Annotated in this window: 25 protein-coding genes and 4 pseudogenes; 12 read left to right on the forward strand and 17 right to left on the reverse strand. The window is 26.2% G+C overall.

The window, feature by feature from the left end:
- Positions 1 to 164: 164 nt before the first annotated feature.
- The gene (locus AACK91_RS00400) at positions 165 to 812 is read left to right on the forward strand and encodes a hypothetical protein (protein ID WP_338963309.1); all 648 of its coding nucleotides are present in this window, start codon (positions 165 to 167) and stop codon (positions 810 to 812) included.
- Positions 813 to 843: 31 nt separating this feature from the next.
- On the opposite strand, the gene AACK91_RS00405 is transcribed toward AACK91_RS00400, so the two are convergent.
- The 7 genes and pseudogenes from AACK91_RS00405 to AACK91_RS00435 all read right to left on the reverse strand — a co-directional run bounded on the left by AACK91_RS00405 (position 844) and on the right by AACK91_RS00435 (position 7,256).
- Positions 844 to 1,629, reverse strand: coding sequence for a MurR/RpiR family transcriptional regulator (locus tag AACK91_RS00405; protein WP_338963311.1), 786 nt, complete (start codon positions 1,627 to 1,629; stop codon positions 844 to 846).
- Between the two features lie 307 nt (positions 1,630 to 1,936).
- Positions 1,937 to 2,689: pseudogene (locus AACK91_RS00410) on the reverse strand (DeoR/GlpR family DNA-binding transcription regulator).
- Positions 2,690 to 2,751: 62 nt separating this feature from the next.
- A complete protein-coding gene (uvrC, locus tag AACK91_RS00415; RefSeq protein WP_338963314.1) occupies positions 2,752 to 4,533 on the reverse strand; it encodes an excinuclease ABC subunit UvrC in 1,782 nt (593 codons plus the stop codon).
- 106 nt (positions 4,534 to 4,639) lie between these two features.
- Positions 4,640 to 4,999, reverse strand: a complete 360-nt coding sequence (gene rplT, locus AACK91_RS00420) for a 50S ribosomal protein L20 (RefSeq protein WP_040093315.1) — start codon at positions 4,997 to 4,999, stop codon at positions 4,640 to 4,642.
- A gap of 26 nt (positions 5,000 to 5,025) precedes the next feature.
- The gene (gene rpmI / locus AACK91_RS00425; protein WP_040093314.1) at positions 5,026 to 5,220 is read right to left on the reverse strand and encodes a 50S ribosomal protein L35; all 195 of its coding nucleotides are present in this window, start codon (positions 5,218 to 5,220) and stop codon (positions 5,026 to 5,028) included.
- Between the two features lie 30 nt (positions 5,221 to 5,250).
- Positions 5,251 to 5,781, reverse strand: coding sequence for a translation initiation factor IF-3 (infC, locus tag AACK91_RS00430; RefSeq protein ID WP_338963326.1), 531 nt, complete (start codon positions 5,779 to 5,781; stop codon positions 5,251 to 5,253).
- Positions 5,782 to 6,026: 245 nt separating this feature from the next.
- Entirely contained in the window at positions 6,027 to 7,256 is a 1,230-nt protein-coding gene (locus AACK91_RS00435) for a hypothetical protein (protein WP_338963328.1), read from the reverse strand.
- 501 nt (positions 7,257 to 7,757) lie between these two features.
- Here AACK91_RS00435 and AACK91_RS00440 point away from each other — a divergent pair.
- The 6 genes and pseudogenes from AACK91_RS00440 to AACK91_RS00465 form a co-directional block, all read left to right on the forward strand.
- Positions 7,758 to 8,204, forward strand: a complete 447-nt coding sequence (locus AACK91_RS00440; RefSeq protein WP_338963330.1) for a DUF3627 domain-containing protein — start codon at positions 7,758 to 7,760, stop codon at positions 8,202 to 8,204.
- A gap of 138 nt (positions 8,205 to 8,342) precedes the next feature.
- Positions 8,343 to 8,546 carry a DUF2649 family protein gene (locus AACK91_RS00445; RefSeq protein ID WP_338963332.1) on the forward strand — a complete coding sequence of 68 codons (204 nt, stop codon included), beginning with the start codon at positions 8,343 to 8,345 and terminating at the stop codon, positions 8,544 to 8,546.
- Positions 8,482 to 9,494 (forward strand): annotated as a pseudogene (locus AACK91_RS00450) (hypothetical protein). The gene AACK91_RS00445 and the pseudogene AACK91_RS00450 overlap by 65 nt, the downstream one beginning before the upstream one ends.
- Entirely contained in the window at positions 9,487 to 9,888 is a 402-nt protein-coding gene (locus AACK91_RS00455; protein ID WP_338963334.1) for a hypothetical protein, read from the forward strand. Before AACK91_RS00450 ends, AACK91_RS00455 begins: the two are co-directional and overlap by 8 nt.
- A complete protein-coding gene (locus AACK91_RS00460; protein WP_004027876.1) occupies positions 9,888 to 10,124 on the forward strand; it encodes a hypothetical protein in 237 nt (78 codons plus the stop codon). The genes AACK91_RS00455 and AACK91_RS00460 overlap by 1 nt, the downstream gene beginning before the upstream one ends.
- A 16-nt stretch (positions 10,125 to 10,140) precedes the next feature.
- Positions 10,141 to 10,726 (forward strand): annotated as a pseudogene (locus AACK91_RS00465) (spiroplasma phage ORF1-like family protein); the annotation flags it as partial.
- 192 nt (positions 10,727 to 10,918) lie between these two features.
- Here the strand turns inward: AACK91_RS00465 and AACK91_RS00470 are convergent.
- A pseudogene (locus AACK91_RS00470) lies at positions 10,919 to 12,370 on the reverse strand (spiroplasma phage ORF1-like family protein); the annotation flags it as partial.
- Positions 12,371 to 12,724: 354 nt separating this feature from the next.
- On the opposite strand from AACK91_RS00470, the gene AACK91_RS00480 reads away from it, so the two are divergent.
- From AACK91_RS00480 to AACK91_RS00500, 5 genes are all read left to right on the forward strand, one after another.
- Entirely contained in the window at positions 12,725 to 12,985 is a 261-nt protein-coding gene (locus AACK91_RS00480; protein ID WP_338963340.1) for a hypothetical protein, read from the forward strand.
- Between the two features lie 103 nt (positions 12,986 to 13,088).
- On the forward strand, positions 13,089 to 14,603 hold the full coding sequence (locus tag AACK91_RS00485) for an Mbov_0401 family ICE element transposase-like protein (RefSeq protein WP_338963342.1): 1,515 nt from the start codon (positions 13,089 to 13,091) through the stop codon (positions 14,601 to 14,603).
- Between the two features lie 277 nt (positions 14,604 to 14,880).
- The gene (locus AACK91_RS00490; protein WP_338963343.1) at positions 14,881 to 15,624 is read left to right on the forward strand and encodes a hypothetical protein; all 744 of its coding nucleotides are present in this window, start codon (positions 14,881 to 14,883) and stop codon (positions 15,622 to 15,624) included.
- 400 nt (positions 15,625 to 16,024) lie between these two features.
- A complete protein-coding gene (locus tag AACK91_RS00495) occupies positions 16,025 to 16,195 on the forward strand; it encodes a lipoprotein (protein ID WP_338963345.1) in 171 nt (56 codons plus the stop codon).
- Positions 16,196 to 16,336: 141 nt separating this feature from the next.
- Entirely contained in the window at positions 16,337 to 16,969 is a 633-nt protein-coding gene (locus AACK91_RS00500; RefSeq protein ID WP_338963347.1) for a hypothetical protein, read from the forward strand.
- A gap of 27 nt (positions 16,970 to 16,996) precedes the next feature.
- On the opposite strand, the gene AACK91_RS00505 is transcribed toward AACK91_RS00500, so the two are convergent.
- The 9 genes from AACK91_RS00505 to AACK91_RS00545 all read right to left on the reverse strand — a co-directional run bounded on the left by AACK91_RS00505 (position 16,997) and on the right by AACK91_RS00545 (position 24,236).
- On the reverse strand, positions 16,997 to 17,323 hold the full coding sequence (locus tag AACK91_RS00505; RefSeq protein ID WP_338963349.1) for a S1 RNA-binding domain-containing protein: 327 nt from the start codon (positions 17,321 to 17,323) through the stop codon (positions 16,997 to 16,999).
- A 208-nt stretch (positions 17,324 to 17,531) separates the two neighbouring features.
- The gene (locus AACK91_RS00510; protein ID WP_338963351.1) at positions 17,532 to 17,990 is read right to left on the reverse strand and encodes a hypothetical protein; all 459 of its coding nucleotides are present in this window, start codon (positions 17,988 to 17,990) and stop codon (positions 17,532 to 17,534) included.
- Between the two features lie 27 nt (positions 17,991 to 18,017).
- Positions 18,018 to 18,299, reverse strand: a complete 282-nt coding sequence (locus AACK91_RS00515) for a hypothetical protein (protein ID WP_338963353.1) — start codon at positions 18,297 to 18,299, stop codon at positions 18,018 to 18,020.
- Positions 18,300 to 18,389: 90 nt separating this feature from the next.
- Positions 18,390 to 18,668, reverse strand: a complete 279-nt coding sequence (locus AACK91_RS00520) for a hypothetical protein (RefSeq protein ID WP_338963356.1) — start codon at positions 18,666 to 18,668, stop codon at positions 18,390 to 18,392.
- A gap of 14 nt (positions 18,669 to 18,682) precedes the next feature.
- Positions 18,683 to 19,243, reverse strand: coding sequence for a hypothetical protein (locus AACK91_RS00525; RefSeq protein WP_338963359.1), 561 nt, complete (start codon positions 19,241 to 19,243; stop codon positions 18,683 to 18,685).
- A gap of 42 nt (positions 19,244 to 19,285) precedes the next feature.
- The gene (locus AACK91_RS00530; RefSeq protein WP_338963361.1) at positions 19,286 to 20,068 is read right to left on the reverse strand and encodes a hypothetical protein; all 783 of its coding nucleotides are present in this window, start codon (positions 20,066 to 20,068) and stop codon (positions 19,286 to 19,288) included.
- A gap of 148 nt (positions 20,069 to 20,216) precedes the next feature.
- Positions 20,217 to 21,290 carry a hypothetical protein gene (locus tag AACK91_RS00535; protein ID WP_338963363.1) on the reverse strand — a complete coding sequence of 358 codons (1,074 nt, stop codon included), beginning with the start codon at positions 21,288 to 21,290 and terminating at the stop codon, positions 20,217 to 20,219.
- A gap of 558 nt (positions 21,291 to 21,848) precedes the next feature.
- On the reverse strand, positions 21,849 to 22,832 hold the full coding sequence (locus tag AACK91_RS00540) for an IS30 family transposase (protein WP_338963366.1): 984 nt from the start codon (positions 22,830 to 22,832) through the stop codon (positions 21,849 to 21,851).
- Between the two features lie 441 nt (positions 22,833 to 23,273).
- The gene (locus tag AACK91_RS00545) at positions 23,274 to 24,236 is read right to left on the reverse strand and encodes an IS1/IS1595 family N-terminal zinc-binding domain-containing protein (RefSeq protein ID WP_338963247.1); all 963 of its coding nucleotides are present in this window, start codon (positions 24,234 to 24,236) and stop codon (positions 23,274 to 23,276) included.
- Positions 24,237 to 24,306 lie beyond the last annotated feature (70 nt).

Genomic DNA, 24,306 nt, shown 5'->3' on the forward strand with positions numbered 1-24,306 from the left:
ATAAGTTTTTATGGTATTTATATATTATATATATTATATCCTTTTCACCATAATTTTCTACCCGCAATCGAACAAAATATTTAACTATTTTATGTCAAAAATTAAAAAAATAATGTATAGTTATAAATAGACAACATTATAACTAATTCTTAGGAGGAATAAAAATGAGAAAACTGCTAAGCACAATGGCAGCCCTAACAATTGTATCAACAATCGCAACGACTGTAATTGCTTGTTCAGATAAAAATATGGTATATTACACCCAATTTATGGACGGGGTTAAGAACAAGGAAAACTTTATTTTTATGGTATCAGCACAAAATTGTATTCACTGTCAAAATACCCACGACACAACAATTGCTGATTTATATACTAATGGGCATGGCAATCAAAAATATGATGATTACTTAACAGGAAAACGTGGTTCACAATATGCTTTAAATAGTTACCATATTAGTGCTGAAGAACAAGCAAAAATTAAAAAAACCCGTTTAATTGTTACAAGTGATGTTAAAGATTACAATAACGTTTGACAACAAAAATGAGCAAAAAACATTGCGGATTGAATTGTAACGCAAGAACGTAATGCCCATAAAATTAACGGTGAAATTGATAAAAGCATTACCGCTGAATCATTAGGATTAAATGGAACACCAACTTATATTTATGTTAAAAATGGTAATTATGTTGGTTTTGAAACTGGTGAAATTGGTAATTTAGAAACAGGGCCAAATCCTAAACTATGAATGCAACGTTTTATTAAACATATGGTTTTAGAAGATTGAGATACTGATCATAATAAAGAAAAATAAAAAATACTCAGATTAATTGTCTGGGTATTTTTTAATTAAGCATTGTCAGAATTGCATTAAAGATAATAAATAAATGATTATAAATTATTTGGTGGGTATACATTTTGCGGCGATCATTAATAATGATTGGCCCTCTTGTTGTTAAATTTGTCTCTAAAATCGGTGAATTTTCTTTTAAAATAAATTTAATATTATCACAAGGTAATGTCTTATCACTATGTTTTAAAACATTAAATAAATACGTTTGGTTAGTATCAATAATAATTCAAAGGACAAGATCATCTTTGGTTAGTTTTTCTAAAAACTTTTTGGCAATAAAATCATGGGTTGTCATACTTGTGTCAAACCCAAGTCCTAATAATTGATGATAAAAATTAATTAATAAATCTAAATGTGTGTGTTCACCAATTAAATAAATTTTATTGGTTGTTTTTAACATTGTTTTTAATTCTAAAATTGATTCTAAATTTTCATTTAATAGTTTTGTCATCATAACAGTGTGATTTGTTACTAAATCCTTAATTGTGTTTTCTAAAGGGTTAATACGGTGTAATTGATTAAGTTTTCTCAAATTATCTAATTCATAACGAAAGAAAATATAAAATTCTTTTCAACCAGTAAAACCTAGCATATTACAAAACTTCGTTACCGATGAGACACTTGTATGTGATGTTTCTGCAACATCATTAATAATAAAAGTTTCGTTTGGTACTTTAGCAAAATTTAAAATAGTTTGTGCAATGATACCATTAACAGTATCATCATTACGGTTAATAATTTCTTCTAACTTCTCAAGAATATTAGTTCTCAATTGCATGTTCCCCACCCAATCATTCCATGTTTTAATTCCTCAACTTTCAATTGTGATTATAATAAACTTGGAATGAAAAAAATTTGAGAGTTTATTGAAAATATTTTCCTAATCGACGCCGTCTGTTCGGTCCTTTACAACTGCTTCAATTTTTGCTAGAACGGTGAATAATTCTTCAAATTCAAACTTTTCAATTTGGTTACATACATACTAGACATTATTTAATTCCATTTTAACCTCCTTTCAAGCACAAAATTACCAGTCACAAAACCTTTTTCCTTGCAAAGAAAAAACTTTGTCCTAAGACAAAGTCTTAAATAATACTAAAATTTAAATCATATTGTTTAGCAACTTCTGGTTTATCGGTTACTAAATACGAAACATCTTTTGTTTCATAAAATTTAAAAAACCCCAGCTTATCAAATTTAGTACTATCTGCCAATAGAATTTTTGTTTGTACTAGTGCTAAGGCTGCTAATTCAACCCGAGCCTCTTCTTAGTTACTTTTATAAACTGCGCCCGTTTGATCAATTTTATTTGCCGAAAAAATAACCTTTGAAAATTGAATTAATGATAAACTTTCTTCACAAAGTGAGCCATAAAACGCTTGTGATTTTTCTCGTAATTTACCACCAATTAAAACATTATATTGAACATTAGAATTGTCTTTTGCCAATTGTAAAATTCGAAATGAATTAGTAACAATTTTAACTGGTTTATCAATTAAAGTTACAAAAACTTCACAAGTTGACCCAGCACCAACAAATATAACATCATTTTTTTCTAAAAGATTTAAAAGTTTTTTCGCAATAATCATTTTTTTATCAAAGTTAATGCTACTTGCACGAACATCAATACTGCACAACTTATTGTGAACCCCTAAAAAATTAATCCCACCATAAGACATTGTAATAATACTTTCATTTTCAAGTTCTTTTAAATCACGACGTGCGGTTGTCGCAGAAATATCGAATTTTGCAACATACTCAAGAACATGATTCATTTCGTGGAAAGGTTTTTGGCATAGATATTCTAATAATAAGTCTTTTCTTTGGACTCTATGCATAATATTCTTTACTCCTTTTTATATATTTAACTTTGTCCATTATAATTATAACTAAAAAAACTTTATCCGCTAAAATTTTCCAGAAACTTTCGCAAATTTTCAACAAGTTTTCAATTACGTAAAACTTGATATAATTCTTCACCACTTGCCTTTTGCATTGCCCCAATACTATCAAAATGAAGATTTAAAGCCTTAATCCGTTGTGCCCCTAACCCCGGAACTACTTCTAAAATACTTGTTGTTAACGCCTTTGTTTGCCGACGGCGAAAACTACTAATTGCAAAATGATGAACATCGTCTTGCATTTTTGTTAAAAATAAAAATAAGCGACTGGTTTTATCAAGATAGACCTTTTCTTTTGCTAAGTTAAGAAGGTGGTCAGTTTTATGTTGATTGTTTTTAACTAACCCAATAACAGGGATTATTAAATTTAATTTTTTTAATTCATTTAAACAAGCGTTAACTTGTTGAATTCCCCCATCCATCATAATTAAGTTTGGTAATGGCTGGTCAGTTTCAAGCGCTTTTTGATAACGGCGAGCAACAACAGCCGCAATTCGATGGGCATCATCTTGTTGCGCAATTGCCAGATTATATTTACGATAATCATTTCGTGATGGTCGCCCATTTTTATAAACGATTACCCCACCAGTAACAAATTCATCATTAATATTTGCAATATCAATCATTTCAATTAAATAAGGTAATTCATTTAAATGTAAAAGATTTTGTAATTCTTGTAAAACTTCAACATTATTTAGCTGACGCTGTGCTGTTGATTGCGTTTGTAAATAAGATTCATAACTATTGTCAGTTGCTAGTTTCATAATTGTTTCTTCTGCTCGGGTTTGGGGATGAAAAACACGATTATCAAATAATAAATTTAATTCTGGTAAAGCAATCGCTTTATTAACAATAATTTTAGTCGGTAAAATATTCTTTTGATAAATATTTTGCAAATATAACCGATAAAGTTCTTGAAAATCATCTTCAATTGTGACTTGATAATATTCATAATCTTTATAACTTAATTTTCCAGCCCGATAAAACAAAGTTGTTAATACTAAATTATGCTCAATTTGGTATAAACTAATTACATCTAAATCATAATTTTGATTTAACATTTCAACTGTTTGGGATGATAAAGTCCAATCTAAATTACGAATTAATAATTTTAGCTTTTGGGCCTCTTCAAATTGTAAATTATTTGCTGCTTGTAACATTCGTTTTTCTAACAACTCTTTTGTCTCGTTAAAATTTCCTTTAAAAAAAGCATGAACCTTTTTGATCATTGCTGTATAATATTCTTTTGACACGGTTTTAAAACAAGCGCCAGAACATTGGTTAATATGATAATATAAGCAGGGTTTACCAAGGTTTCCTTTACAACGCCGCAACGGATATAATCGTTCTAAAACTTTAATAATCTCCCGAGCATGACTTCCTTCTGGAAACGGACCATAACAACGAGCATATTTTTTATGAACATTACGAACATATAAATATTGGGAATCTTGTTCCTTAGTAATTACAATGTATGGATAATGTTTATCATCATTTAATAAAATATTATATTTTGGTTTATATTGTTTAATTAAATTATGTTCTAAAATTAACGCTTCTTTTTCTGTTTTAGTAATAATTGTTTCTAACCGCGTGATTTCTTGCACCAACCGTGTTGTTTTGTAATTATAAACCTTATTAAAGTATGAACTAACCCGGCTAAGTAAATTTTTTGCTTTTCCAACATATAACACTTGATTATAACTATTAAAAAATAAATAACACCCTGGTTTTGATGGTAAAATTTCAACTTGTTCTTTTAATGATAACTTTGTTGCCATATTTTGTGTTTTCCCCTTAAATATATTAATATTTTATGCTTAATTGTAATAATTAGCAACTAAGAATAAATTGTCAAAAAAAAACTACTTTTTAAAAATAGTTTTGTTAATTTTTTAACGCTTTTTTTGATTCATCCACTAACATTTTAAATTCAGTAGGATTATGAATTGCTAATTCCGATAACATATTACGATTAATTTCGACATTAGCTTTATTTAATCCATTCATAAATTGTGAATATGACATATCATGTTCACGCACAGCGGCATTAATTCTCTGAATTCATAATGAACGAAAATCCCTTTTACGTTGTTTACGATCACGAAAGGCATATGCCAATGATTTCATTACTTGTTCTTTTGCTTTTTTGTAATGGGTTGATTTTGTCCCAAAATATCCTTTTGCTTGTTTAATAATTTTTTTACGACGTTTTCTTGTTGTTGGTCCGCCTTTAACTCTTGCCATTTTTTAATACTCCCTTCTTGTTTAAATTAATCTTGTAATAATTGTTTTAATCTACTTTGATCAGTATGATCCATTACGCCAGCTTTACGTAAGTGCCGTTTTTGTTTTGTTGATTTATTTTGAGCTAAATGTGAAGTATAAGCATGGGCAATCTTTCATTTTCCGGTTCCAGTTACTTTTACTCGTTTTGCTAAAGATTTCTTTGTTTTCATTTTTGGCATAAATTTTCCTCCTATTCTTATTTTAATTAATTATTTTTTTGGCACAACATACATATCTAAAAACAAACCATTTAATTGGGGTTCTTTTTCCACTTTTGCAAATTCTTCAATACGACTAAAGAAGTTATCTAATGTTTTTTTTCCAAATTCGGGGCGCGCAACTTCACGACCACGAAACTTTAATGAAATCTTAACACGATTACCATCCTTTAAAAATTCACGTACTTTTTTTGTTTTAAATTCTAAATCATGATCACCAATTCCAGTACGTAATCGTATCTCTTTATTTTCAGTTATATGTTGATTTTTCTTATTTTCTTTTTCTTTCTTTTTTTGCTCATATTTATATTTTCCATAATCAACTAGCTTTGCTACTGGTGGATCTGAAACTGTTGATACTAGTAATAAATCAAAGCCTTTTTCTTCCGCAAAACAAATTGCTTCATTACGTCCTAATGGTCCAATTTTATTACCATCATCCATAATAATTAAAACTTCTCGTGCTCTAATATCATAATTCACTTGATCAATATTCTTATTGTTTTTAGTAGGTTGACTCATCCAATCCCTCCATTGTAATTAATTAAAAAAAAACGCTCAAAAGTAGCGCTTTAATTAACAAGAATTATTTATTAAACGATTAATAATTAATCGTTACAAATCTAATTTAATCTTGTAAAACCTATTAACCACACTAAAGGGCACGGGTGAACATTAGCTACTTTAACATTTTCCAAGGATAATTATATGTTTTTTATATAATTTAGTCAAGATAATTATTATTTTTATTATCAAAATAATTAGATTTATCCATTATTTACTCTGTAAATTGCTATTTTTCAAATATTAGTTTTATTAGTAAGGGCATATAAAAAACCATCGGGTCCAACAACCAATGCAGATATTTTCTTAGGAAAACTAACAAGCATAGCGTGACCAAATCCTCCGTGTATAAACCACTTATAAACCGTATTACCACTAACAACATAGATAGCACCATCCAACCCAGTAGCAAGCACCTTGTGATCAAGTGCAATATTTGATAGACCCCTAGAGAATAAAGTCTTCTTACTCTTCATATCTAGACCTATAATTCAAACCTTTTGTGGAGTATCGGGGGGTGATGGGACAAGAATAACATTAGCATAAGAGTCAACAACGAATGCCAATATTGTATAACTCGGAGACAAATAAGTAAATATAGTACGACCGCCACCCTTCATATCCTCCTGATAAATTGTATTACCACTAGCAACATAGACAACACCATCCGGTCCAAAAGCAAACGCATACACCCCCTTATCAAAACTAATAAATTGTTTATGATTTTGTAAAGTAACTTGAATTAAATTACTATATCCCGTAATTAATTTACTTGTTGATTGTGCTGTAATAACAATTCAAATATCAACCCTATTGCTAGTTAAATTAACGGGTTGATATCGTTCCTCATTTTCATTACGATAAATATAATAACTATAATCAACATTTAACTGTACTTTGTCATTAATTCTTTTAACCGCTTGTGGAATAACAGAATCATAAACATTTCTAATATCACTTTCTACTACACGACTAGGCTTTGGCACGGCCAATAATTCTGGACCATCTAATGTTTTAATTTCAGCAATACTTAATTTTTTTTCACCTAACATTGGCAATGTTACTGCCAAATAATTTGTATTATTTACTAGAAACTTATTATTAGGTGTTGCTGAAATCATTACTCAAATTTTAACTGTAATTGTTGCTAAATTAACCGGTTGAAAAACAGCATCCTTATTATCAGAAAAAAGGTGATAATCATAATCAAGAAAAGTTGCTCCGCGTGAATAACTAATAACTTCTTGAAGAATTAAATATTTTAAACTATCTTTAATTTCACTTTCTTCAACTTGATAAACATTTTTTGTATTAATCATTGCTGGACTGTTAATTTTTGTAATTTGATTTAAATTAAAAATAACTGGTTGTGTTCTTTGATGCAAATATAAATATAATTGTCATCCACCAATTCCAATCCCAACAAAAAACAATAATAAAACAACACACTACATTTGACAATAATAAAGCAATTATATTTATGATTGGAAACCGTTTAGCAAATTTCTTTATTTTTGATACTGTAGAACAACGAAATAAAGCATTAGAATTTATTGATAAATTTCTCTCAAATAATAGTAAACATATTACACTATTGGATTTGGATAAGTGGTGTGATTAATTATGTTAGGAATTTGAATATTTTTTATTAAGCGTAAATGTCAAATTTGTCATTCTATTTTGAATAGAAAATTTATTGGTAGTTTATATTTTAAGTTAGCAGTGTAATAGAAAGCGAGTTGATTTGAGTAATGTATCAGAAACCAAATTATAATAAAAGTCCAAATCTGTTTAATATTATTAAAGTAATCAATATTGAGTGATTTATAAATTTTAATGGTTTTCAATCTTTTCGCAAAATAATTGAAAGTAAATGATTTGCAAGTATTGATACTAGAAAAAATGAGTTATATGTGTGAAAGTAAGGTGTTTTTATGAGTTTTTATAAGAAGAATATTAATTTAGAAAATTATTTTATTCGAAGAGAATTTATATTTTTTCAAACTGATAAAGCTTCATTTATAAATTTGCCTAATCACAATAAACATATTGGTTTTTGATTAAGTAATAAGTTTGTTTACTTTAGTGAAAAACATTCTGATCAAGTAGCTATTAGTTTGATTTATGATAATTCTTATCCTATTTTGAAATATGATGAAAATTTGAAACAACATGATTGAAAATTTTTAACTGGAGCAGAACTAATCAATTTGTATAATCAATATAAACAAAACTATTTTACGCGTATGCATAAAACATTATTTCAAAATGAACCTAAAAAAGTAAAAACAAATAACAATAATAATTTAATAAATTGAAATGATGAAAAAGTAGAACAATTAATTCGCGATTTAGAAGAATTAGATAATGAGTTTATATAATTATTGAGTTCAATTTGTTAGTTATATTATTGGCTCAAATGCACCTGAATTTTTATATGTTATATCGTTTGTGTTATTTATCATTTTATTTTTTGGTATGTTTTTTAAAATCATTCAAAAAATGTGAAGCTTTTAAAAATGCAAAATGATTGAGAAAAATTAAAAGAGTTTTTTATTCATGTATTTTTGTTTATTGACAAATCTAACGTTGAAAGTATTACAACTTGGAATTTGACTCAAAATGAATATTTAACTCTTATGATTGTTGTTTTAAATAATGAAAAAGTTTATATTTTTCTTAAAAAATTATTGTTATATCAGTGGCTCGATGCTTTTGTTTAGTTTAATTGATTTATTACTTTGAATAATTTCATTAAATTATACTGGTTTAGTATTCTGATTATTATTTGCTTTGCAGTGTGTTTATTTTGTTTGATGATTATGGAAAAATATTTTTTATCAGTTAAATGCTTTTCGTTTAGTAAATTTTGTTTGAGATAATCCGTTATCGGTAATTATTGGTAAGTTAGGAACTGGTAAAACATTACTTTTAACTTATTTGTCAGAAACAATGAAATTATTAACGGATAAAATTTATAGTAACTATCCATTAGAAGATGACAAAGTTAAAGTTCTAACGTTTAAAAATTTAGATTTTACAGATATAACAAAACCAGTTCCCCCAGATGATAGTGTTATTTTATTTGATGAAAGTTATTTATATATTGATGGAACTAGTCCCCACGATGAGAAAAAAGTTCATAGTGGTAAAATTCCGTGAATTGTATTAGCAAGACATTTTGGTAATCGTGCTTTATTTACAGCTCAACGCGAAGGTATGCTTTGAAACAATATTCGGAAATTAGCAAGTGGTATTATTATTCCAATTTCACTGAAAAAACCTACTGCTAAAAAGGATTAAATTTTTTTAATCGTTTCTTTATTATGCGAATTGGTATTTTCCAAGATATTACTGATTATGAAATTTGAAAAACAAAATCAGTAGAACTAACAGCCGAAGGTAAACGAGCAAAACATAAGTCGGATGTTGGATTAGGAATTCGGTTTTTTAAAATAATTATTCCATTAGAAATCGCTCAAAAGTATGAAAGTAAATGATTATCATTTGTTCGTGATTTAAAAAATGATGATGTTCCAGTTACTAAAGAATACTATTGAACTCAACTTAAAGATTTAACAATAAAAGAACGTTTAGATTTATTAGATATTGATATTTTGAAAAAGAATTTAAAACCTAAAAAAGAAAAAGGAAGTGGTAAAGATGATTAATTTATTAACTGAAAATAATAGTAATTGAGATAAGATTTTTAGTTTTATTTTTGATATATTTTTATTTATTTTTGATGTGATTTGAAATACTAAATTACCAATGACAAATACAACGATTGCTTATTTTATAATCTTTTTTATGGTTATTAAATTATCAATTTATGCAATACATGGTACTTCTACACAATATAATGAGTTAGGTTCAACTGTTCAAAATAGTACATCACAAATATATTCAACAACAGCTCGTGGAGTATCAGATACTAAGCAAGGTATACAAAAACATATTAAAGAGCGTAAACAGTTTAAAATTAATCGTGATAAACAACAATTATCAAGTTTAGCAAAACAAGCAAAATCAAGAGAACAAGGATATAGAATAGTGAATAAATAATGATTAGATTAGTTTTATTAGTTGCTGCAATTGCTATTTTTGGTACTGGTTTTATAACAGTTATTATAAATCAATTAACATCAGCAAAAAATATTATTATGGACTTATATAATTCAGATACCTGGTTACTTTCGTTGTTTGGAAAAATGGCAATCTTATTTTCTCACCCATTAATGTTAACAATTTCAAGTTTATATATTGTTGGGTTTATTGTTTCAAAAACATTGTATAGTTAGGGGTTGAATTATAAATATGAAAAAATCATTATCTTTATTTGCCATATCTATTTTAGGTATTTTAGGTTTAATTATTCCATTTATTACTTTAACGGCATTTAAACCTTCGAACCAACAAACTTATAACATTGAACAGCAAGCAACAGGAATAAATGAAACAGACTTTATTAATACAATGTTTTTACGTAGTAGTTTTTTTGAAAATTGGTCAGAAACAAATTACTTTATTAATCCAAATTTAAAAACTTCACAATCATTAACTTATAATGATAAATGATACTTAGATTTTTTAAAAGATAGTTATTCTACCGGAATTTCATTTGATAAGCCTAGTGATGAGTTTATGGATTTATATAAAAATTGAGATATTTATGCTAAACAATATAATATTTATAAGTTCTATGATGTTGATAAAAAACAATTTTTAAAAGAATTAACTAATTTTTCTTATTCTTTTGCAAAGTATTTTAATACAGTTGAAATTATAAACAAATTAGAAAAAAGTGTTGATAATTTGCAACAAGTTAATTTAAAGTTTCAAGATTGAGAAAAAATTAATAATAAATATATTCCGAGAGATAACGGATGATATATTGTGATTTATCAACAATTTGATATATGACAAATAGATAAAATTGATAGTACAAAACAATGGGGTACTGAGGGAGCAATGGGAAAATCATTAGATATTCTTTATCATTGAACAAAAACAAATGAACCTGAAACACCAGAAATAGATTCTAAAACAGTTAAAATTACTGATTGAAAAGAACAAAAGGACTAATAAGTCCTTTTTATATTAATCGAACAAATTTCATAAAGATAATTAATAAAAATATATTTGTTATTGTACTATATAATGCTGGACTAAATTTTCATACCTCAAATGTTCGATTAAAAAAACTATATATTGTTTGAAATATTTTACCAACACCGCTTGCTAATTCATTTACTTGTTTAACACCGGGAATATTATTTACAACTCAAATTGCGGCATTTTTTATATGACACGCTAAATTATATCAACTACAACTTTCATATTGGGCTTGTCATCATTGCCCATCAGGGAATAATCCACCGTTGTTTATTTCTTGTCAGTTGTAAATCCCAAAATTAAAATCATAATAACGGTACATATCATTTTCTTTTTGGGCTTGTAATTCAAAAACATTATAACCAATTTTTTGTTCTTCAATTTTTTTATATTTTAAACCATATTTATCTTTTAAAACACCTTCAAAAATATAACCTTCATTTTGATTAATATTATAATTATTTGCAACTGAAAAATCATAATTAAATACATTACCATAATTTGTATTATAAAACCGATTTTTAAATGCTGAATACAATTTAATATCTAATTGCTTGTATTTATCAGAAAAATAAAAATATCGTGGGTAAATTTTAAAACCATTATTTGCTAATAAACCATATTTTTTATTATATCCTTGCACATAAGTATTATTTTCTAAATCAAAAATGGTGCGTAAATAATCTTTATAAAAGTTTTGCGAAACCGTGAACATACTATTTAATAGTTTTTCAAATTGATTTTTATTAGTATTAGTTTCATCAATTAAAACATCTCTAAAATTAATCAATTTTAAACCAAAAAAATTAATTAAAACAGTGTTGTATTGTAAATTATCAATATATCCACTTTCAATAAAATTACTGCGATTTTAAAATACAGGTACCAAAGCATGCGCAAAAAAAGCTTTTAAAAATTTATTAATATCAATTTGACCTTTCATCTGTTCAAAAACAATTTTACCAGTATTGGGAGTATTACCTTGATTATAATTATATGTTTCAGCACTAAAATTAAAAGTATCTTCTTTTTCTTTCATAAAAGTAAACAAAAAACCTAAATCATCAGTATACCGATAACTATTTGCATTATTACCATCCCAATATTGTTTAAAATGTGTTAATTATAAACTACCAGCAATAATATTTTTCTTTTCATCAATTGTTAAAATCATTCGATAAATTGATTTTTTAGTTAAAATTGTACCGGTATCAGACTTATCTAAATTATTGATAATTTCAAAATCAAAAATTATTCTTTCACTGCCCAAATTCGGATCATCATAGTTTGGATTTCCACCTTGCTGAATTCGGATATTTTCTTGTACAATAACATCAATATATTTAAGCAAAAAAGTACGAACATTTTCTTAATATTCATCATATCATTTAAACTTACCTGTTTTAGAATTTATTTCTGGTGTTTCAGGTTCATTTGTTTTTGTTCAATGATAAAGAATATCTAATGATTTTCCCATTGCTCCCTCAGTACCCCATTGTTTTGTACTATCAATTTTATCTATTCGTAATATATCAAATTGTTGATAAATCACAATATATCATCCGTTATCTCTCGGAATATATTTATTATTAACTATTTTTCAACTACTATTTTCTGGTGGTAGTTCTGGTTCCGGCTTCGGCTCTGTTATGATGAATGAATTAGAATACAACAATTTTTTAATGATTCAGTTAATTTTTATAAGAATGATAAAGAAGTCAAATCTGGTGAATATTACTTATCAGATTTTAAGTTAACACCTGATCAAGATATCTTATGCCAACTGTTGGCTGAATTAAATGCAGCAATTATTCCGTTTACGATTTATGAAGATAATGGAATTATTACAAGTATTGAATTTAAAATAGTAGATAATGATAAACATTATGTTACATTTTATTTTAATAATGAAGGCAAATTAAAGTCTAATATTGAAAAAGAACTTCGGTTAGATGAAGTAAAACTAACTAAAAAGTGAAAAGATTTTTATGTTAGTAAATGATTTACATTAATGACAAGAAGTGAAGTCTTACATATCTATGATTAGAACTGGAACCTGAAATCCAGTTTTTCTTTTCTCATGGTATAATATATGTAAAGAATCGTATCAATTATTAAAAACTAATCAAAATCAGAATGAGGCATACAAAATGAGTGATATTAATTTTAATGATTTTTTACTGTCAGAAAATAGCAGTTTTAATATGGTAACTAAGCAAATTGACGATCTAGCTAAAATTAAAGATGCTTTTAGTAAGCGAATGTGCAATGAAATAAAATGTTACTATGAAGAATGAGATCAAAAACTGCGGGATAAATATTCGGGTGGATATAACAAGTATAAACTTTATGGCAAAAGAAAAATAACAACAATTACAGAATGAGGACACGTTACTTATCAACGAACATTATTTAAACATTATGATCCAAATAAATTGAACGAGGATGGTAAACATGGTAGTAATCGATTCGTTTTTTTGTTAGACGCTGAAATGGGGCGAAAACCATATCAGCGAATTCATTTTGACTTGTATATAAAAGTTCTTAAGGAATTGGATTCTGGGAAACGTTACCAAGACATCATTGATAAATATAAAGATTCAAAAATTACTCCGATGACTGTTTCAAATATTTTTCGGAGCGTTGATTTGGCGGAAATTAATGAAAACTTTAAACATACTGTCCTTCATAATAAAATAAAGTCCGACAATAAATACATTTATTTGGGATTAGATGATACTTTTACTAAAATTTTTAAAAAATATAAAAAGATTGATAAGAATATGGTTCGTTTGGCATATTTACATACTGGAATTGATTGACAAAAATCTAGTAAGAAACGACATTTTTTACAAAATAAGCGATTATTAACAGTGATGTCAAAAAATGTAAATCTTAAAATGAAAGAATATCGTCAATTATTAAAGGAATTTATTAACAATAATTATGACCTAACAGATAAACAATTAATAGTAATGGGTGGTGGCGCTGAATGGATTAAAAAAATAGCAGAATATTTTAAATCAGACTATATCTTAGATGAGTTTCATTTAATGACTAAAGTTCGTCGTTGCTTTAATTTTCGTCGATTAAGTAATGAATCAAAAAAAGTGCTAACAATAGAAGAAAAACAGAAAAAAGCAATTTATCAAGATTTATCTGCTTTTATTCGAAAAGGAGAAATTGATTATATCTTAGATTATTTAAAACCATTTTTAACAAAAGAAATGCAAGAAGTATATCCATTTTTAAAAGACAAAAAAGACAAAGTTAAAAAATTAATTCAATATGTGACTACAAATACTAATGGTATTAGAAATTATAAGAATGAGTATTATATTGGGTGTCAAACTGAATCACAAATTTCCCATAATGTTAAAGCATTAAAATCCTACGGGGCAAAAGCATATAGTGAGATTGTCTTTCGTAATATGTTATCGATGCGAATGGCAAAGGTTAATCAATGGGATCCAATTCAACTCATTATTAAAGAACATATTGATGAAGTTAAAGAAGCAACAGAATATTATCGTCAAAATATGTGATTGCATCCCACAAATGAAAATTATGATTATGAACCAAAACAAGGTTCAGTTCCAATCTTAAAATCAAAAGATAGAGGAATTACAAAATTGATACGAAAAATCCTTACTTCAAAAAACTAATTAGATAATAATTTAAAGCAAATTTTGATAATTTGCATTTTTGCTGTTGCAGATTATAAATATTCATAGTTTAATTAGAGTAACTTAAAAAGACAAAGTCTTGTTAATGCTTTTTGGTATAAAAGCATTAAATTTATGTCTATTGAACAAACACTTACTTTATTCCAACCATCTAAAACTTTATCGGTTAACAGATGGTTTTATTCCTAAGTTTATGGTATAATTCATTAGTAAGTTAAATTAAATAGATGGGTTATCTTTATAGGGGAGTAGTCATATGAAAAAAGATATGATAATTTTATCAGCTGAAGAGTTCTTGGACTTAGAACCTGATGAAAACATTCGCAAGGTCCGTCATGATGCAGAATATCAATTTGATTATGAAAGTTGAAAAACAGTTCTTTATTCATCGGGAAAATTAAAATTTATTCTTCGTTATGTTCAAGCAATTTTTCGTTGAATGAATGATGTAATTGATTTGTCAGGTCTAACAATTAGTATTAGTGCCATTATTGTTGATAAATTTAATTTTTCATTATTTAAAAATCAACAACATTTATTTAATTGTAGTTTATTAACTAACTTTTATTTAATTTCGGAATCAGAGTGAGCTGAAAGAATTACTGAAGTACATGCTTCAAATTATAATTTAGTTAAAAACCAATTAGTACATGATCCATTAGAAATGGATCATTGAGTTGGTGAAGAAGGTTTTGGAAAGTTCATTAATATGTTATTAATGTTGATTCGTAATTCGGAAAAAATTGATCCATTAACATTGCCAATTCAATGAATTATTGAATTTAAATATAATAATCTAACAATGTCACGAATGAGAATGCAGATTTCATCATTACAAAATCGAACTGCACCAGAAAATGATTTCATTGTTGACCGCACTAAAGAAACTGTTGAAGAAAAAAATCTTGATCGCGAAAGTGAAGCAGCATTAGAAGGAACTAAAAAAGAAGATAGTGATGATATTGCTTCATGAAATAAATATTATAAAGAAGATGCTTAATAATTAAAACAGGTTTAAGTTTATTATAACTTAAACCTGTTTTTTGTTTTTCTAGATTGTAAATGCAAGCAAGATAAAATACAATATAATGGGAAAAAGAATTAAAGATGCTGAGACAATTAAATGATGATTAAACTAAATTAAGTTTTTCAAGGTTAAATTAAAATATTGTTCTAAAAAAAATAATTTTTTGTATGTTTTATCAAATAATTTGCAAATTATTTGATAAAACATATTTATTGAATTCTTTTTATATATATTTTTCTTTTTGTTAGAATTAAAAACATAGATTATAGAACAATCTAATTATTGATTTTTTATAATTTTTGTTTTAAATACATTATATTGAAAAATATTTCACACGTACTATATAAATTATTTAGAAAGGAAAATAACATATATGAAAAAACTATTAAATATTTTAAGTGTAGTAACTTTAACTGGTGTAGGGACAAGCGGTGTTACCGCTTGTAAAGATAATGTTATTGATAAGAAGGATAAAAATAACGAAGAAAATAAAAATGAGGAAGAAAAGGCAGTAAAAAATTTTAATGGTATTTCTTTAGCTTAAGATGAAATTGATGAAGGTTTCTGACAATACATTGCTGTTAATAATAGGAGTATTTATTATTATGAAAATACTATGTAATACATTAGTAACTAAATTAATGTAGAAAATTTCTATTATGCTTATAAACGAATAATCAGCGATGTGATTGGTCGAGAAATAAGATATGATGTTACTGATTTTGAAATGAGTAAAATTTTAACAGCGGATAAAGTAACTATTGCAACTAAAGAAGATTTCCATACAGGAGGAACTTTTTTTGCCAAAATTAATGGTATTGGTCGTTTAACAGGAACCGTTCCTGTTGGATTTAAACTTGAAAAACTGCAAAAAATTCAACTTGATGTTTCTGAAATAGAAATAGCACTTAATCAAACAAGTAATTTTAATATGACCTTTCATTATTATAGTAAACAGGACATAAATCAAAAATTAGATGTAAAATTAATTAAACAAAAATGAAATTATTATTTAAATAATGAAGAATGAATTGCTAATATTTTAAAAAGTTCAATTAGTCCTGAATGAGCCATTGATTCTAATTTAGTCATTGGCAGAATTTTAACAGCAGATAAAGTAACTACTGCAACTAAAGACGATTTACAAGAAGGAAAAATCTTTTTTGTTGAATTTAATGGAAGAGAACCCTTAAAAGAAGGGACAATGTTAATTAAGTTTGAAATGAAATTTTATGAAGAACCACCTTATCTCACAAAAGACATGAAGTATTCTTATTTAATTATTAATAGAGAAGAAATTAATAACAAAAAAAGTTAGTTATTGAAACATATATTAACTTTTATATTATTGTAAACTGTCTGTTTTATCTTGTTTTTTATTTAAGTTTTGGAATGCTGTTTTTATTTCCTGAATTTCTTTATCATCATTTTTTAATAATTCAGGGTGACAATTTTTATAACTTAATTTAAGATGTTTTCTAACTGTATTAAAATCAAGCACCTCAACTTCAATTTCATCACCAATATCAAAAAAATCTTTAATATCTTTAACAAAATAATCTGAAACTTCACTAATATGGATTAAACCATCAGCCTTTCCTGCTCTACAAAAAGCACCATAGGGAGTAATATTTGTTATTTTTACAATAATTTTGTTATTTTTATCATACATAATATTTTTTTCTCCTTTACTAAACCTCTAATTATATTATTAAAGTGCTGAAAATAATTTGTTAAACACAAAAATAATTAATAGATTTTATTATTTTTATTATATACATTAACTAATTAATGAACAAATATTTTTTTAAAATGTTGTCTTGATGTAAAATTCCCTAAACAAGGTCGTATTGTTGTATTTAATATATATAAAACATTTTTTAATCTACTACGAATATTAATCAAAGGTTCATTTGGCCCAAATTATCGCCTTTAATACCAGGTAAAATAATGGCATTATAGCCAATTCAAACATCATAACCAATAACTGTATTTCCTTTTTGTGGGGTATTTTCCCGAAGCGTTGTAATTAAATTTTGATCATCAGTTAAAAATGCTAATGGATAACTTAAAAAATTCTGGTAATTATGATTAGCACCATTCATTAGAAATTTAACATTTTTAGCAATTGAACAAAACTTCCCAATAATAATTTGATCATTTAAATATGGAAAATGATATAAAATGTTTTTATTTTGAAATTCAATTGCTTCTTGTTCTTGATCACAATGATAATAAGTATAATCACCAATTTCAATATTTGGATTAGTAATATAATTTTTAATTAAATAGAAACCACTAATTTTAGGGTTTTTCTTACTGGTTGGTGGAATTATCATAGCTTTCTTACTAATTATCCTTGTTCCTTACCTTTGTGTTTCATCTAAAATTCGTTGATCTGCTTGAATATATTTTGTTTGTGCCTGTAAAACATACTTTAATTCCTCTAATTTTTGACCAGTTAATAAAATATCTTTGCGATATTTTTTATTAATTTCTTTAATTAACTTAACTGTTGAACTTTCAACTTGCAAGTTAGGTAATGCATCAAGAGAAATTTGCTCTTTAATATCATATTTACTAATAATTCCTCGTAACCCAACCCCAATTAATCGAATTGGTTCACCTGTTCAAAATTGGTCAAACAATCTAAATAGCGGTTGAATAAATCTCATCTAGCAGATTAGTATAGTTTTGGATTCTTTGCTGCTTGGTAAAACGTTTTCGATTACTATTTTTTAAAGTAACATAAACAACATACCAACCATTGTTCTTTTTTGTGCACGTTGACTTACATGCTTTGCTAATAAATAAATTTTATTTTTAATTTCTTCAAAGTTAACCAAATAATATTCTACCGTTGTTTCATTGCCAATTTGTTTTAACTGATTATGCTCCAATAATAATTCATCACTTCCCCCACCCTTTGCTCGTTCTACAAACCTACTTGCCGGTTTACCCAAGATTGTCTCTAATAAGGCAAAATCAGGAAACTCTGCTAAATCTTTAATTGTCATAATTCCAAGCGCATTTAACCGTTTTGTTGTTTGTTGACCAATTCCAAATAGTTTATATTAACCGGTAACGGATGAACAAGATTTGGAACATCTTCTGGACGAATTAACGTAATTCCCATTGGTTTTTTTAAATCACTAGCAATTTTTGCTAAAGATTTATTATATGAGATACCAATACTATTTGATAACCTTAACTGTTGAAAAACATTTTGTTGCATGTCAACTGCTAATTGCATTGCTGAACCATACTTTAAATAAATATCTGTTACATCAATATAACATTCATCAATTGAAGCAACTTCAATTTGATTAGTATAATGCGAACTAATAAAATCAAATAATTTTTGGGCAAATTCAACATATAACCCAAAATCATGATTAACAACTTCTAAATTAGGATAAATTTCTTTTGCCTTATAAAGGGGCATTGGACTATTAATTCCTAATTTTCGTGCCGCATAATTTGCTGTTGTCACAATCGCTCTTCGTGAGGGTGAAGATACCACTAATGGTTTTAATTCCCGCTGGGGATCTAATGCTTGGTGACAACTAGCAAAAAAAACTATTCATATCAATATGAAAAATAACTTTCATAACAAAACTCCCCTACCCTCTTCTTATAAACCAAATGGACCAGTATATTTATAAATCCGTTTAAAAATAAAATTATAACCAAATAAATAGGTAAATTGAATTCCACGAGCATAACTACGAGCAATAATTCAATCATCATATAATTCGGGAAATTCTTTCTTAACAAATGGACGCATTTCTGTTTCATACAAATTTTCTAAGTTTTGTTTAAAATGGCCATTAAAACCTAATAAAATTAAATAAACTGCAATAATAAAAATTAAGATTGAATTTAAAATGCCATAATGTTCAATGAAATAAAAAAAATTAAAATCTAGTAAACTTGGATCCACTTTTATTAAAACATAAAAAATAATAATAAGAATTGATAATATTAAAAATAAAAACAATAATAATGGCGGTGCCACATATAATAAAAAATTCATTGTTCGTATATGACGATTTTTTAAGTGTAACTGTGTAGCAAAAAAAGTACGTCCTAAAACATAATCTAACCCCATCCCTGATAAAAAATAAGACTGATTAAATAATTGTAAATCATTAATATAAAACGTTTTCTTTTTATAAGAATTAGTAATTAACACTTGATGTGGTTTTCGTACTACTTTTAACCCACTAATTTTCTTTTTGGTTAAATAACGATCAATTACTTCTAAAGATGTCATTGTTTGACTAGGAGTATTATTTAAATTTGGAATTGGTACTAAAATATTTCGATAAGAAACAATTAAAAAAATTATCACAATAATATTAATTGCAACAAAAAATCCAATTAAAATAAAGGCAATTTCACTATTTCCTAACATCATTTCAATCATCCTTTGCTTGTACTCATTTATCCTATTATAACTTGAAAATAACAACATTAATAGAGTCTATTAATAAAAATTAGTTTTTTTCATAAAATAAAAACTGATTTGTCTAGGCGATCAAGGGTTATTTTGCCCATCAGCTTTACTTTTGGTTTTTTTCTTCGGTTAATTCAATTTCACCTGCATTAATTCTTTGTAGTCGCTTTTTAACAATTTCTGATAATGAACTTAAACTACCGTTGTTTAGCTTCATTTGTAACCGTTTTTTTCGTTCATCATTATTTGGATCAGCTGCTAATTTTAATAATCGTAATCGTTGTTCATAACTTAAATGGTCAGGGTCTAAAACATCATTTTCATCAATAAAAATTGCTTCTTCTTTACTAATTGCAATGTTTTTCTTTGCATTCTTTAAGATATCACTCAACGCAGGATTATGATTTATTGCATTTTCATCAAGAATAGTTGTGATATTTTCTTCTGTAAAAGTTAAATTTTCATGATTTGGATTAGTTCCTAAATCATTACCTTTTGGTTTAACAGCATCTTCTCCTTGCACTTTTAACAATAAATCAGCATTATTAAAGTATTTTTTTTCCGAATAAATTTCATCCCCACCAGCACGAGGTGTTGCATCCAACACAACTTTTGCTGGTTTATTAAGTAATTCTTCTAATGTCTCAGGAACAAGAAAACTATATTTTCGACGGCCTTCAACACGCGGCTTTTGTACTCGATTACGAAGAACATCTAATTTTCGTGTAACCAAATTAGTTTTTGATTTTTGTCAACGATCATAAATTTGGTTAACATTTAAAACTGGTTCAAGGGTATCGTTTTCGTTAAGAGGGACAAAACGGTTTTCATTATTTAAATTTAATTCATCTAAATCATTTAGTTCTTCTGATTGATCAATTTCAACTATTTTTTCTGATCGATTTGATAAACTTTCAAGTTCCTCATCGGTTGCTAATTCATCATAACTACCACTTTCATTAAAAACCTCATCATCCTGGTTTTGATTAACATTAAATTTATTATTATAATATGAAAATGTTTCATAGTCATCCGTGGTCTCAACATTGTTAACAATGTTTCGTTCCAAACGAATTTCATCAGCATTTGTTTTAACAATTGAAGTTAGACGTTTTGCTGGATCAAATTCATTTGGATCATAATCATCTCAATAATCAATGACTTTTTTCATATCCCCCATTATTAAAACCCCCATATGTTTTTACTTATATATTATACTACAATTTTAACTTGAAAAAAATACCCCGTAATTAAAACTATTTTTATCATTTAAAAAGACTGAGTTCTAATCAGTCTTTTTAAAAAATGCATTTATACTAAACATTTATTTTATTTAATATCAAACTATACTTATTACTCTGTATAACAAATTGTAAACGATAAACCTAAGTAAACTAAATCTTTTTAAACTTGACACAAAACAGACATTACTCCAAATACTTCACTTAAAATTTCCCCAAAATGAGGAATATATTTAGTTATTTGACTAGCAACTTTTGTTGTAGTACTACTTTAAATTATTTATTGAATTATTTAATTTTTCTATTTTTAAATCAATTTCTATTAGACGTATTATGTAAATCTAAGCTCCAAATTTATCTCTTGTTATTTTAATAATAACACTTTTTAAAAGAAGTGCAACTATTTTTTTAAAAAAATAAATTATTTTTAAATTTACCCTATTTTTGGCATATTTAAACACACTGAAAAATAATTTATTAAATTACTTCAAATAAACTTATCTAAAATTCTCTAAAAATACTTCTTTTGAAGTTCTTCAATTAAGAACGGGCCTTAATTTTTCATTTATAATATCGACTACTAAATCTATTTCTTGTTGCGTAACAAGATTAAAATCTGTCCCCCTACCATATCGTTTTCTAAATTCACGGTTTAGTCTTTCAATTAATGGTTTTTGATTAGGCGAAGCAGGGTCACAAAAATAAACATTAGAACCAGTAATCTTTTCCATTTCTTCAAACTTACTAAATTCTTTTCCTCTATCGGTTATTATTCCTTTAATTTTTCCAACTAAACCATTAATTCTAACTATATGTTTAAGTTTTTCTAAAACTTCATTAGCAGTATGTTCTTCTAATTTCATAGCAAAGTATTTTTTACTTGATTTCTCTGTCAAAACTAAACAACTAGATTGATGTTCTTTTCCAACTACGGTATCCATTTCAAATCAACCAACATCTTTTTCTTTATTTTCAATATCTCATATTGATTTAAATCTTTCATCTAATTTCCCACGATTATCAGGTCTTTTCTTTGTTCTATTTCTTCTACCACCATTTAATAAATTTTTCTTTAACAAACCCAAAAGACCTAAAAAAATTCATTTATAAAATGTTTTAAGACAGGCAGGAAATTTGATACCAAATTTTATTAAAAATCGCTGAATAATTTCTGCTGGTGAATCACCCAAAATATTAAATCGTAAATTTAAAAATTCTTGTTGTTCTTCTGTAAATGTAGGTATTTTTTTAATACACTTTTGTCGTTTTTTATAATAATCATCATGTGCCTCACGGGCATTATAATCTTCTATATTTGTAAATCTATTAATTTCTCTTTTAACAGTATTAATATCTCTTCCTGTTTGTCTTGATATTTCAGATAAATTAAGTGTGCCATTTTTCTTTTTGCAACTATCAGATAAAAATAAATCCTTAAAAAATCTTCGTTCATCATATTTTACATGTGTATAATCTTTCATTACTCTATATTTCCTCCAATTCTTTTATAAAAATAGTTATACATTAAATTTATAAAAAAGATAAATTTTCACATTTTTTTAAATTAAAATTATTGACAAATATATTATTAATTATATAATTATATTGTAACAAGCTCCAATTTATCTCTATATGCTTGTATACTAAAATAAAAAGTAAAGTAATTTACTTTTTTTTATTTTGATGTAAAATATAAATAATAAAAAGAACCGCGATGGTTCTTTCATAGTTTTTATTTACTCTTTTATTTAATCATATTCATTAAATAATAGCAATTTTAATATGCAAAAAGGAGTAAAAAATGAAAGAATTTAATCCAAATCTTTAATTTTGTCGAAAACTCTTGATGAAATAAAAAAAATCATCAATATGACAATTTGAAAACTAATTTTGTGTAAGATTATGATTTTGCTTTAAATTTTTTAAACGTTAAAATATAATACCGTTGATTGTTGGTTTGGTGTTAAACCTTTGTGTTGGTATTTTCATTTTCAGAGCTTTAAATAATTTTGAATATTAGTGAAACCCAAACCATGATAATGAATTAAGGCTTCTTTAAGACTGGATTGTAATTTACTAATCTTATTTAACTTTTGATAACTAGTATCAGGGTTTGTACTAGTTTTGGTGGAATATAGAGTAGAATTTGTTTGTTTTGCTACTAATAAATATAGTGGTTGCATATCAGAAATAATTATTGATTTTTCTTTAATTAGTTGCTTATTCATATTTTCAATAATCCATTGTTTTTGTAATCTTTTGGTATTGGTGGATTGAACAAAAATATTATTATTGCTATCAACTGCCATTTGAATACAGCATTTGGTATCAGTTGAAAATGGATCGAGATGAGTTTTTCGTTTATCAAATTTATCTTTAAAATTGCCTTTATGAATTTCTTTAATAAATGTTTCATCCATTTGGATTTGACCATTTAATTTTTTAAATTTTAACTGTGTATTTTCTAATTGTTTTGATTGCATTAATTTTTGTCGATTATATCAAGCGGTTTTTGGGGTTGTTTTAATAAAACGAGAAATTATTTTACTAGATTGTCCTAACAATGAAATTTGAATTAATAAATTTCACTGTTCATAATTTAAATGACTTCAATAAGTAAAATGATGACGAAATGCATCAAAACTAGCACGACATTTTTTACATAAATATTTTTGTTTTCCTTCGGAATTATGACCATTTTTAACACAATGAAAAGATTTGCAATTAGGACATATAATGCCTTTATCTCTAAATTTTTGATCAATTTCATTTAAACGTTTTTGTTTTTTAATTAAGTCTGCTTGTTGTTTTATTTTTTCATAAAATTCTAAAAATTGATCATCTGTTAAGCTATTTATTAATTCTGTAATTATTTTTTTCATCATTTATTTACCTCCATATATTAAAAATATACCTAATTTTAGGTATATTTTATAAATATCAAGAGTTTTCGAC

The organism is Spiroplasma endosymbiont of Sarcophaga carnaria (assembly GCF_964019595.1).
In the GTDB taxonomy this organism is placed as follows: domain Bacteria; phylum Bacillota_I; class Bacilli_A; order Mycoplasmatales; family Mycoplasmataceae; genus Spiroplasma; species Spiroplasma poulsonii.